Here is a 12474-nt window from a genome sequence, read left to right on the forward strand (position 1 = left end):
ACTCGACGTTGCGTTGTGCTTCACGTTCGAGGCGGCGAGGGCAACTATGCCTTCCAGGGTCGAGGCAACCTCCCAGGCGTGACCTATGATGGCGAGGTCGTAAATGCGACCTGGGACGGCCACGCCTGGGTGATGTAATCTGCGACTTGTCGATCTTCCGGAGTGCCTATGCCCCTCAGCAACCGAGCAACCTCAAAGCGTTTATCACACGACACTTCGGTGCAGGAAAAGGCGCACTGATGTGCGCTCTGAACAACTTGCCACCAGGGATGGAGTTCGTACCCAATTTGCCCTTAAAGACGATCAGATCTACGGACTCTTAGAAGGCTTGTCCTACCAAGCCCGAGAACGGAAAAGGGAGAATAGGCGAACAGGGTGAAGAGGACGTCCCAGCCTCCTCATCATACCAACAGGTAACCCACTAAGGCCGTCATGGATTTAGACCAACTACTCGTGCGCTCAGCACTACTGGAAGAACACCTAGCCAGCTTCCTCGGACTGCCGCTGTTCGACGACACGAACCGCCTCAAGGCAGTTCGTGCGATGGCAAGTTTGGGCTTCGAGCACGCCCGAAGCCTCAAGCTGCTAACAGCCGCAGGACTCGGTACTTCAGCAGCGGCACTGCTGCGTGTGCAGTACGAATCGCTCGTCCGGGCGATCTGGACGCACCACTGCGCATCGGATAAAGACGTGGATCTGATGCTTGCGGAACTGACCCGTGAGACTGCTAAGCAGGCCAGCAAGATTCCCATGCTCAGCCAAATGTTGCTGGAGATTGAAGAGAAGGCCCCTCACGTCCCGGTGAGTCATCTGAAAGAATTCAAGCACTACTCTTGGAAACCACTGAGCTCATTTGTCCATGGCGGCCTCCATGCTGTGAACCGGCATGGGAGAGGTTTCCCTCTGGAACTCGCCTACATGCAGGTTCGGCACTCCAACGGGCTATTGGGGCTCGCGAGCAACCTACTGCTGATCATCGCTGGCATCCCCGCCGAAGCGGGCAAGATGACCGCAATCTACAGCGAGTTCGAAGATTGCTTCCCGCACATCGACCCGCCGTACCAGCGCACCACCGAACCTGCTCACTGAATCAGTTCGCCGAGTTGGCTCGATGAACCAAGCCTGCCCCGATGCGCCTAGCAATTCAGCGCATATAAGGTCATTGTCGTAGGTGAAGCTCTTGGTCATGTATCGGCTGGCCCCAGGCGTAGATACCCGGCGACTCTGCCTTTCACCTTGCATGGGCTCACAAGCGGCTCGCGGCGACACAGATGACGAGTATGAAGTCCTGTGTGCGTCGAGATGGGTGCGACCAGCGACGCTGCCTGCTTGGGTGATCGGTGTGATGCGCTGGTCGCACATAACACAGTAATGCTGTTAGAGACCATTAAAAAAGGTGGCTCCATGTACCAGGTGTTAGGTTTTCAGAGGTGCCTGACCTCTCTACTTTTCCTGTGTCTATTCGTTTTCGCGGGGCTAGCTTTCTACTTTCCGCCAAGTGAACTTGGAGACTATTGGTCACTGGTCAAGCTCTCTGTGACCATAACGACTGTGATCTTGTTCGTGCTGGGCCAGACCCCTCTGTTTCCTTGGATCTGCCAGCTCCCTTGGGTGAGGAGTTACTTCCCGCCAATCGATGGCAAATGGCAGGTCGCGCTTCAGTCAAACTGGAATGTCCTGCAGCAGCTAGTGGGTGAGGCCAAGGGGGAGGCGCTGTTCTCCAAAGAAGGGAAGGTAACCATCACATCGCGCCTATTTAGTGTGCGAATGACGTTTCAGTCCAACGACAAATACTCGAAGTCGACGACGACGATCGTAGGGGTTCGTCGAGATCCAGAGTACGGAACAATCGAGCTCAACTACTGCTACCACAATGTCACTCGAAACCCGGAGGCGACGGATAGCGGCTGCCACTATGGAGCAGCCAGGGTAGAGGTGCACGACGAGAATGGTCTGGTCTCTCTTGAAGGGGAGTACTGGACGAATCGCAATTGGAACAAGGGCCTGAATACAGCTGGCTTGATTACGTTCGAGCGACAGTAAAGCAGGCCTGCGCTTTGCTCAGATCAGGCTGTGTTGAAGGGCGTGGCTATGGCGTGATGGCACATAAATCCACTACATGTAGTGTTTTCTTCTATAGATTGATCTACATCTAGGAATGTGCCAGTATCCAGTCCAGCTTGTGTCCGCTTCGCTACAGGTATGCGTCGTTAGCCAGATCGAGTATTGGGAACTGGCCTACGGAAGGGGTTGGAGTTGAGCCAACTCTCATTGCAAGACTCAGCATGAAGCCAGGCACGGTGCTCGTTAGCCATCGACTGGAGAATCTTCATGCTTAACCTGAGCCCCCTACTGTACACCACTAAGGATCGTCCTGATCAGGACGGCCGTAGTGTCGACCACCCGACCTTCCTGAAAGCTCTTGATCTCACTGCAGAGGAGAAACAGAGCATTGATACAGCCCGAAAGGAAATCCGCGACGCGCTTCGCGCCGATCTCCCGACGGCTCTGCGTGAGAAGGGCTATACGGGTGGGATGTGTGAGCCGAAATTCTATATCCAGGGCTCTTGGGCGTATAAAACGCTGAATCGCCCGTGTCAGACCCCACCGCAACAGTCGGACGTTGATGATGGCGTCTACCTACCCTTGAGCATCATGAAAGAGGAGGCGAAGCCTCACCTCGCGATAGATGACTTCTTCGAGGCAGTGACGGAGGTGCTGCAGCCACTCTGCACTGATAACGGCTGGAAATTGGAGCGCAAAGCCAATTGCATGCGGATTGTCATTTCGCAGTACGCGCATATCGATCTACCGCTCTATGCAATCCCGGATGAGCAGTACTTGCTTCTCAAGGCTGCGATGGAGGATCGGAATGCTAGGGCGCTCGATAGCATCAATGCTACTGCTGCCACCCAAACCTGGAAGAAGCTGCCCTCCGACCAGATTCTCCTTGCGTGTGACCGTGGTTGGATCAAATCCGACCCCCTTTCCATGAAAGAGTGGTTTGAGCAGGAGGTGCAAGACAAAGGGCAGCAATTGCGTCGGATCATCCGCTACATCAAGGGATTCCGTGATCAACAGTGGGACGAAAAAGGGCCGAGCTCTATTCTTCTCATGGCAGCGGCCAGCCCCCTCTTTGAGTTCGAGTACAAGCGCGATGACGAGGCGCTTTTGACCGTTGTGAAGGGGATTCCGGCAGCTCTGCGCGGGGGTGTCCTGAGCCCGATTGACCAAGACGTTTACCTCACGGCGGCACTCTCGAAAGAAGAGGTCGAAGTGGCAGCAGAGAAATTCGAAACCTTCGCAAAGTACTTGGAAGCCGCGATGTCCGCCAGTACAGCCGCAAAAGAGCAAGCGTGCCACTGGATGCGTGAGATGTTGGGGGGCCGTTTCCCGAACCGTCCGGATCTGGTCGAGGAGACGTCTGCTGGTTTGCCCGCTGCGCTTGCGGCGGTTGAGCCAGAGCCTGGTGAGCTGGAAATCCTGAAACGCTCGAAGTCGGGTTAGCAGACATGGTGATCCCACAACTGCTCAGGTCACTAGAGCCGATGGGGTTCCGCCGCTTACCGCGCCAAACCACCTCGGGCTTCCTTCACTTGGAAGGCGCTCTGAGAACTGGCCGCTTTGGCTCTATACCATGCGATGTATATGTCGACCGTGAGCTTCGCTCATTCCCAGAGGTGTATCTGAAGCAGCCGTTGCCACCGAGCTTGCTTCCGATCGCTCCACATGTTGGGCCGTCAGGAATGTTGTGCTACGTGTCTTCGTCGACTGCAGTCTTCGACATTTATAAGCCGGTGACTCAGACGATTGCTGCATTGCGAAGAGCCGCAGAAGTGCTCGATCAGCTCATGGCGCATGAGCTCGTCGATGACTTGCAGGAGGAGTTTTACGCGTATTGGCGTGGCACCAGTTGCTATACCGACATCGAAATCGCGCACTCCACAGAAATACTCGCCCTGACGTTGGGCAAAGACGGCGAGAGGGGGCTGGCGTTTTCCGATGATTCGGAAAGGACTCAAGCCAAGATCGGCCATCTCTTCAGCAGTGTGGACGAAAGGGTTGGACTCTCTGCCAAGGTTACCACCAGGGTTCCGCCCAGGCCTCTCATTGACGCTTGGCCCCCTACAACGGTGAAAGCCCTGCTGGACTGGCAAGGTGCTTTGGATCCTAGCTGTCGGAAGAAGATTCTCAAACGCATCGTTCAGGGCTACCGGAGCGGCGCTAACGGATATGTTGTTGTACTCGAAACGCCAGTCGGCCAGATCGGGGCCTTGATTTATGACCTTCAGAAGTATCGCCGGAAGGACAAAATCGACCAGAGCACGCCGGTCTACGATGCCCCGATAGTCTTGATGCCACTGGCCCGGGTGGACGATCGCTACATTGTGAGTCGCAATATTCCAGGTCAACAGACGCTCTCAGGTAAACGACTTCTGCTGATTGGGTGCGGAACTATCGGTGGTTACCTGGCAGATATGCTTGTGAAGGCGGGTGCAGGCACCGATGGAGGGGAGCTCCGGCTCGTCGACAATCAGCGGCTTGCCGCTGGGAACATCGGCCGCCACCGTCTAGGAATAAATCGGCTGGACATTAATAAGGCCGTAGGGCTGGTGGCAGAGATTAAGACAGGGATGCCTTCTTCGAATGTCAGTGCCCTTGCCGTCGATGCTTACTCGCTGAGCTTGAATGGGTTTGACTTGGTCATCGATGCCACTGGAGAGCAGCCGCTAAGTCAATGGCTTGCAGGTGAGCAAGCCGCAGGGCGCATGATGGGTATGAGGGGGGAAGAGTCCACTACGCCGTTACTCCATGTCTGGATTGAGGGGGCGGGCGAGGCTGTCAGGTCGCTCATACGACAACGGCCCTCAGAAGGATGCTACCGGTGCTTGTGCGACTATGAAGCTGAGGGGCAGTTCTTGTCGGTGCTTGGCGGCATTCGTCCGGTGCTCGCCGGCGGGGGGTGTGAGGGGCAATACGTGGCATATCCCGCATCGGTATCGGTTCAGGCCGCAGCATTGGGATTGGACACCGCCTTGGCCTGGGCCAATGAGAAACCGTGGACGTCGCTTTCCACACGGATTATTAGTCGCGAGCACGACCCCATGACTGGTGATGTCACCATCCTTCCAAGACCGGGATGCCCTGCATGCGCTTCTTGAGTGTTTGGGGAGACGTCAGCGGTGATGGCCTGGTCTATTTTGCTCCTGCTGTACTCGAAGTATTCGAGCGATACATTCAAGGAGAGCAGGATGCGGAGGCCGGGGGCATCTTGCTTGGCCATGTTCGAGGTATTCACGTAGAGGTTCTCGAGGTCACCGTACCCACCCCCAGGGATCAACGGCTAAAATACTTCTTTGAACGGATGCTTCATGGCCATCAGCGGATTGCAGAGATACGATGGAAGGACAGCAACAGATTGATCCGGTATCTCGGTGAGTGGCATACGCACCCTGAAGACATCCCCACACCCTCAGGGCTCGACATTAGCGAATGGCAAAGGCTTGCAAAAGGGCGCCGGGACGGCCGCCCGATGCTCGCTACGATCGTTGGGCGGCAGGACTTACGCGTCGAATACATGAGCTCATCTGGCGTACGAAGACGTCTATCGCCAATGAGCGAGTAGGGCGCCTGGCTGGGCCACTTAGGCCCAGCTGTGCGCGATATTCGAGTTTGATGAGGCATCAAGCTGTTCAGGAGAACAGCTTATCGATCACTCCTTGGATCCTGGCTCTGGTTGACGCAGATACTTTGCTTAGTCCGATCTCGCGGGCCATAGCGTAAAGCAAGTCATCGCCAACCAGGCTTTGGTCGGCAAGAGTGCGAGCGAGTGCAAGCAGCTCCAAGCTGCAGATCTCATCAACTGGTCGAATGTTGTCGGCATCTGCAGGTTGCCTGTACGCAATGGCTTCGTGATTCGGTAAGCGTCGGGGCCAGTAGAACTGCCCAGGCTCGTCTTCAACCTTGGTGTGCTCGCGATCTGCCACGGTCGCTACTCGATCACGAATTCTCGCTCCGGTTCGTGTCCATCCGTGAACACGTGCGATTCGGCGCGCGAGCGTGGTGTCGAGAATAGGGCCTTCCTCTTCGATCACGTGCTTGATCATCATGTCCAGGACGCTGTCGTAGCTAGCGTCAAAGAAGGCGTCTGGATCTACGCCTTCCACTGCGCTTAACGGATCGCTTTCACGGTAGTGGGCGAAGGCAGCCAGAGGGCGTTCTGCGTTAGTCTGACTACGTGCGTAGCGCACGATCGGCATTTCGGCTTCCTCGAGCTCCGATTCAGATTCTGCAAAGTCACCAAGTACTTTGAAATGGGATCGGTCGACTGGCAGTTCAACGACGTTGTCTTCGACGGGAGCTACGCTTTCAGCTGCAATGGCCGCCAATTGTTCCTGTACTTCACGTGCAGAGCGTTGCTGGCGGCTTTCGATGAGCAATGCCTCAAGGCGCTCATGGATCCTCTTAGCGGTACCCATGGCGTCGATCCACCAGTCTGTCGACCAGATGCGCAGAATTTCCCATCCCAATCCCCTGAGAACCTGCTCGCGGAGCTTGTCCCGATCGCGAGCTGTCGCGCTGCGGTGATAAGTCGCCCCATCGCACTCCACGCCAGCGAGATACCGCCCAGGAGCATCAGGATCTACAACCGCGAGGTCGATTCGGAATGAAGACACGCCGACCTGGGTAACAACTTGCCATCCCTTCAGGCGCAGCGAGTTCGCGACGGTTTCTTCGAATGGGCTGTCGTACCCGCCCAGACTTCCTGCGTCTACTTCTGCAAGCGCGCGGGCGCCTCTATCAGCAAATTCGAGGAAGTGCTTCAGGTCGCGTACGCCTAGTGCCTGGGTGCGTGCCAGGTCGATCTTTTCGGCCCGAAGTGTGCTGAAGACGCGGAGCTCGTGGCGGGCTCTGGTTACGGCCACGTTGAGCCTGCGTTCGCCGCCAGTACGGTTGAGTGGGCCGAAGTTCATCGCGACGTTGCCAGCTGCATCTGGGCCGTAGGTGATCGAGAAATACATGATGTCTCGTTCGTCGCCCTGCACACTTTCCAGGTTCTTCACGAAGACTGGCTCGAGCTCATTCTCCGAGAAGTAGCTTTCCAGGGCTGGATCTTTCCTACGTTCAGTGTCGAGGAGATCCTCAATCAGCTTCTGCTGTTCGCCGTTGAACGTCACGACACCGATAGTCAGCTTGCTCTCTTTGAATCCAGGACTGCGCAGCCGACTGATCAAGTCGTTGACCAAGGCTTTTGCCTCGGCCGGATTTGTTCGCGCAGAGCCTTTCTCGTACACCCCGTTAACAATGTGCAAACTCACTGCTCGATCGCTGGTAACGGGGGAAGGGAAGGTCACCAGCTTGGATTCGTAGTACCTCTGGTTCGAGAACGCGATCAGGCTTTCATGCCGGCTACGGTAGTGCCAGTTCAGGTTCCGAATCGGCAGGTTCGCGCTGATGCACTCGTCCAGGATGCTCTCGAGATCAGCCTCGACATCAGCGTCATCCTGAGTGGACTCGGCTCGATCGAAGAATGAGGTCGGCGGAAGCTGTTTGGGGTCGCCGACCATCACCACTTGCTTGCCACGAGCGATTGCGCCGATCGCGTCCCATACGGGAATCTGCGACGCCTCGTCGAAGATCACTACGTCGAAGACGCTCGAGTTCGCCGCCAAATACTGGGCGATGGAGAGGGGGCTCATCAACAAGCACGGCGTCAGTTTGGTGAGCGCGTCGGGGATCTTCGACATCAGCTCGCGCAATGGAAGGTGGCGTGTCTTCTTCGTGATCTCATGTCGAAGCACACCCCATTCCGAGTTCTTGCTCACGGAGTCCTGGGTGGGAAGCTCGGCGCAAAGGCGTGCACGCAATAGGTCACGTGTCAGAGAGGTGAAACGGTCGTCCAACGCACGGAAATCGCGAATACGCTGCTCGTGTTCGACACTTACGAATGTACGTATGACCGGCTCGTGATCAACAGCTGTATTCAACCACCAGCGGGCATAGTTCGTTTCGAACGTCTTGCGTACCAATCCTTGCGGAATATGGCCAGCTTTCAGGGAATCGACTAACGGAAGTAGGCCAAGCGCTGATGCTTCATCGCATGCTTTCTTCCAGGCGCACCAGGCGTGTAATCCATTTCCGGCTTGCACAATTTGTTCGCACTGGAGGCTCTGCTGGCTGAGTTCCTGCTCGGTGAATCCTGCAGCGTCCTCGGCCAGAAAATGCCCAGCCTCGACGAGCTTGTGTGTCTGGGCTATGTAGCGTTCGATCGACTCCAACAGCTCTCGCCCCGCTTGAGCCAACTGGCCTTCTGGCTCGAGGAGAGCATTTGCGTCACCTAGCAAGCGCGCCAGAGCAGACTTCACGCCTTCGACATGCTCAGGTGTTTGGACAAGTGCTGAGATTGCTCCTGCCAAATGAGCATGGAACTTCAGCACACGGGAGACAGCGTCCTCTTTCGTGTGCAGCCCCAACCACAGACCTGATGTCAGTTCACGCAGGTCGGTCAGATCGCCCAGTTCTCGTTCGATTGCTTCACGTTGCTTGAGAATCTTCAGCTCGCCCTGGAGCCATTCGCCACAAGCGCCACTGCCGACGAGTTCATGTTCGTCCTCCAGACGACCTTCCTGCTGAATGGCTCGCCGCGCGCGTTGGAATGCCACAGCAGCATTGAGCGTTTTAGCTTGAGTCTGCAGGCCGGCCCAGATTGATCCGGTGGCTTTAGTGAGTGGCTCAAGCGTAGAAATCTCGCCCTCGACAATCCGAATCTCTCGTATGCGCTCAAGTGTCTCTTTGATCGCGATGCCTGCTTGCCCCTGACTAATGAGTTCAAAACCCTCATCCGACCATGGGCGCCCTTCGGCAGATGCTGCGAGTGCGGCTTGTACACGCATAGTCACAGCGAGCAGGGCTGGATCGGTTTGGGAACCCTTCCAGACGGGGCTACCCGATTGCCCCGGATCGATTGCGTCCAATCGAGCACGGAGTTCGCGAATGGCAATCCAGCGTTGAAGATCTTCAGCGACGGACGTGAGGGAAGGGGACGTCTGCGTGCTCGCTAACTGGCCACGAATTCTACGCTGGACGAACCAGGACTTCGGCCAGAATGACTTGCCGGCTAGCTCCCATTCTTTCAGTAAGGCTTGGACATCCAAGGCCTCGATCGTTTCGTTGTAGCCAACAGATAGTGACTGCTTGACCCGCTCGACCTCAGAGAGAGCTTCCAATCCTTGGTTGAGCAAAATCATGTTTGCCACTGGCCATGGTTGAGGAAGGCCGGATCGGAGCTCAGCATACCGGGCTAACAGGCCTAGCCCACGTTGACAGTCTTCCAGCGTGCTGGATGTCCAGAATGCAGGGAGCGTTTTATTGATCGTGCGGTGTTGCTCGAGGAGTTTCACGCCCGCTTCTAGGCGCTGTCCAATAGCTCGTGCGTCCGGGCGGAGCACGAAGCTCCAATTCTGTCCTGCCGCAGCGGGAAGAATCTTTGCCAAAGCCCCCAGTCCCTTGAGTGTCCTGCTATTAGCCGGCAACGAGGGCAAGCCGGACATCTGGGTGTAGCGCTCACTTGCCTTATGCACTGCATGTATGGCTGGGGCCAGCTCGCGTGCGGCTTCGATAATCTGGTGCTGCCAGGTTGGAGACCAGTCATTGTTTCCAATCAGGTGTAGCGGGTGCTGGTTCAGCGTATTGAAACCGACAGATTGCGCGTTTACCTCCAAGCGATCAGCGATCTCTCGCATTGCGAGCATGTCGGAGGACTGGTGCTGTGAATGCGATGGCCACGCGAGGTTTATCGTGGCGAGATCCAGGTTGGTGCTGACGATGCCGATAGCGTTATAGATCGTGTATCCGTTGGGGTAGCACTCATGCAGCCGTTCGACATACAGGTTCAGAGCATCGCGATGTCCTTGCAGGCGTTTGGCCTCGATTTGCCAAGTCGTTGCATCAGCGGTACCGCGAGCCTCCCACGCTGAGTTCAACTGGGAGAGGACTTCGGTTTTCTTCGACTTGTTCGAGTGAACCTCGAGGCAAAATTCGCCAAGCCCTACCTCGCGCAGCCGTCGGTACACCACATCCAGTGCGGCGATCTTTTCCGAGACGAAGAGCACCCGTTTCTGCTGTGCAATGAATTGGGCGATCATGTTCACGATCGTCTGGCTCTTGCCGGTGCCAGGCGGCCCGATGAGCACGAAATCGTGCCCTTGAGCGGCCGACAGCACTGCTGAGAGTTGTGAAGAGTCCGATGGGAGAGGGCAGAAGACCTGCTGCGGGTTGTATTGGGAATCGAGCTTTCGCTCCTCAGGGAATGCCCCGCCACCGCCCCCGATAAACGCGTCACGGGGCGTATCTAGCAGATGCTTGACCACCGGGCTCTGGCGGAGAGCTTCAGAGCGCTCAGAGAGGTCTTTCCACATCAGGTATTTTGCGAACGAGAACATCGACAGTACGATGTCCTCGCTGACCTCCCAGCCTTTAATGTCCTTGACTGCGTGAGCAACCGTTCTCCAGATCAGTGCAACATCCAGGCCGGAGTCGTCTTTCGGAAGCTCGCCTTCCCCGATACCCAGATTCAGCTCAAAATCCTGGCGAAGCATTTCTTGCAGGGTTGGGTTGAAGCGGGGTTCGTCGTCATGAATTACCAGAGTAAAGCCTGAACGGGCGCTTTTTCGCTCTAGCGTGACCGGCACAAGGATCAGTGGGGCACGGTAGCGCTGGCTTTCTCTATCTTCGCGCGTCCAGGTTAGGAAGCCCAGTGCCAGGAACAGCGTGTTAGAACCACCCTCTTGTAGATTTGTCCGGGCGCCGCGATACAGTTCTGTGAGTCGGGTGTCGAGCTCTACGACCGGCAGCCCAACGAACACCTCATTGCGTTTCAATGCATCCAGGGCGTGCTGACGTCGTAGGTTTTCGCGCTCGCGCTCTTCATGCAAGGCCTGGTCGCGAGGATCAGCGCCATCCATGAGGTCTGGTCGCGTCTGCAGCTTCAGGTGTTGTCCGCTAGCGAGGATGTCCTCAAGCGCGGCAGCATCAGGGGCCTCCAGCCGCACAGCCTTTTTCCCTGCTTTAAAGTTCAGCAGGTTGTTGCGCAAAGAGAGATCGAGCAGTTTTCTTTGCCAGCGCGCAAGGCGGTCTTTCGGATCCAGCGAAGCAATATCGACTTCTACGGGGGCGACATCAGGAAGCTCTGGCGGCAGGTCGATAAGGAGATCCTGACCATCTGGGCTCAGCTCCTGGCTTGCTCCGCTCGGGGCCGGAGCAGCTTCCGCGCTGGCCAAGGGTTTGACCCTCTGCAGACGGGCGCGACGGATGTCCAGCGCAAGCTCGAAATCGTGCTCCTGCCCCTCAGCAAGATGCTGAGCACCGCGTTCAATAGCGTAGGAAAGAGAGGGAATGTTTGGCTGAGTGATCAGCGTGGTCTCGAACAGCTTCAGCTCGTTAAGCTTTATGCGTTTGCGCAGAGCGGTTATGTCGTCGATAGCGCTATTAGAGAACTCTTCGGCTTTGAGCCAGAAACCCGAAAACGCGTGGCCCCGGGTGAAAATCAACAAGGGGTTCAGGCCGGCCTGTTCCAACGCCGCACAGAACAACAATGACAGATCAAAACAGGTTGCCAAGCCACTCTCCAAGATGTGGCTCGGGCTACGGACTTTCTGGCCAAACTGCTCGAAACTGGCTGGCGGTAGAGCATAGTCCAGCTTGAACGATGCAACTGCCGCCCAGATGGCTGATGCAATCTCCCATGCATGTGCGGAACCACCAGAGTATCCGTTTAGAGCTGGATCCTTACCCTGCGCACGAAGTAGCTCGGCTGCCTTCTTAAGCAATCGCTCGACGGCAATATCGTTGGGTTGAACAAACGCTGCTGTCATTTCAGGCAGGTGCGATAATCCGCCCCAGTGATTACGGGGTAGCAGCTCCAGACTGAGATCTAAACGAGCGACCTCTGAACGCTCTTCATCGTCCGCGCCTTGGGCTGTCAGAATAAAGGTGGCAGTGGCCTGCTCAGCTTCTGTCAGCTTGGTCAGCAGAGCGCCGTCGATCTGTAAGTCGAGGCCCGGAATGGGGAGGAATGTCCCCGGGCCCAGAGCGTCGATATGCCAAGTCTTCAGCTTGAAGACAAGAGGGTCAGACAGGAGCTTGAGCTCCAGGTTGCTGAGCTTCTGGTTGGTGTCGTTGACCAGGCGTAGCTCTCGAATTACCGGTACCGAGTTCTGGAAGTCGGCCAGGTTAAGTTTTGCAATCAGTGTGGTCTGAATGCGGACTGTCTTTATTGGAGCAGGCTCAACAGCCTGAACGATTGCTCGCGTGTCCTGGGGCAGCTCGCTGTCAGGCTGCTCAATAACCTCATCACTCATGCCGCTCTCCTTATCCAGACCTGGCAACATGGCCAGACGGCGGAAGGCTCTCGAGCCGGGCCATCCCCCGACGCGCGCTTCCATGCATAGCGCCATCCTATCGAGTAGGGGGCAT

At 56.5% G+C, this 12474-nt stretch carries 6 protein-coding genes; 5 read left to right on the forward strand and 1 reads right to left on the reverse strand.

The window, feature by feature from the left end; translation table 11 throughout:
• Positions 1–432 precede the first annotated feature (432 nt).
• The 5 genes from C167_RS33305 (at position 433) to C167_RS0113365 (ending at position 5626) form a co-directional block, all read left to right on the forward strand.
• Entirely contained in the window at positions 433–1089 is a 657-nt protein-coding gene (locus tag C167_RS33305) for a DUF6988 family protein (RefSeq protein WP_017518784.1), read from the forward strand.
• A 315-nt stretch (positions 1090–1404) separates the two neighbouring features.
• Complete coding sequence (locus C167_RS0113350) at positions 1405–2043, forward strand: hypothetical protein (RefSeq protein ID WP_026079015.1); 639 nt, start codon at positions 1405–1407, stop codon at positions 2041–2043.
• Between the two features lie 288 nt (positions 2044–2331).
• Complete coding sequence (locus C167_RS0113355; protein ID WP_017518786.1) at positions 2332–3507, forward strand: CBASS cGAMP synthase; 1176 nt, start codon at positions 2332–2334, stop codon at positions 3505–3507.
• A gap of 41 nt (positions 3508–3548) precedes the next feature.
• Positions 3549–5162, forward strand: a complete 1614-nt coding sequence (locus C167_RS32535; protein WP_235154320.1) for a ThiF family adenylyltransferase — start codon at positions 3549–3551, stop codon at positions 5160–5162.
• The gene (locus tag C167_RS0113365; RefSeq protein WP_017518788.1) at positions 5150–5626 is read left to right on the forward strand and encodes a Mov34/MPN/PAD-1 family protein; all 477 of its coding nucleotides are present in this window, start codon (positions 5150–5152) and stop codon (positions 5624–5626) included. The genes C167_RS32535 and C167_RS0113365 overlap by 13 nt, the downstream gene beginning before the upstream one ends.
• Before the next feature lie 67 nt (positions 5627–5693).
• Here C167_RS0113365 and C167_RS0113370 read toward each other — a convergent pair whose 3' ends face one another.
• Positions 5694–12359, reverse strand: coding sequence for a DUF3320 domain-containing protein (locus tag C167_RS0113370; RefSeq protein WP_017518789.1), 6666 nt, complete (start codon positions 12357–12359; stop codon positions 5694–5696).
• Between the last annotated feature and the right edge of the window lie 115 nt (positions 12360–12474).

Source organism: Pseudomonas nitroreducens TX1 (assembly GCF_000313755.1).
Classification (GTDB): Bacteria; Pseudomonadota; Gammaproteobacteria; order Pseudomonadales; family Pseudomonadaceae; genus Pseudomonas; species Pseudomonas nitroreducens_A.

What these genes read in the sequence shown, in the direction of transcription:
- C167_RS33305 (WP_017518784.1), top strand. Translation starts at nt 433, where the DNA reads ATGGATTTAGACCAACTACTCGTGCGCTCAGCACTACTGGAAGAACAC.
- C167_RS0113350 (WP_026079015.1), top strand. Translation starts at nt 1,405, where the DNA reads ATGTACCAGGTGTTAGGTTTTCAGAGGTGCCTGACCTCTCTACTTTTC.
- C167_RS0113355 (WP_017518786.1), top strand. Translation starts at nt 2,332, where the DNA reads ATGCTTAACCTGAGCCCCCTACTGTACACCACTAAGGATCGTCCTGAT.
- C167_RS32535 (WP_235154320.1), top strand. Translation starts at nt 3,549, where the DNA reads ATGGGGTTCCGCCGCTTACCGCGCCAAACCACCTCGGGCTTCCTTCAC.
- C167_RS0113365 (WP_017518788.1), top strand. Translation starts at nt 5,150, where the DNA reads ATGCGCTTCTTGAGTGTTTGGGGAGACGTCAGCGGTGATGGCCTGGTC.
- C167_RS0113370 (WP_017518789.1), bottom strand. Translation starts at nt 12,359, where the DNA reads ATGAGTGATGAGGTTATTGAGCAGCCTGACAGCGAGCTGCCCCAGGAC.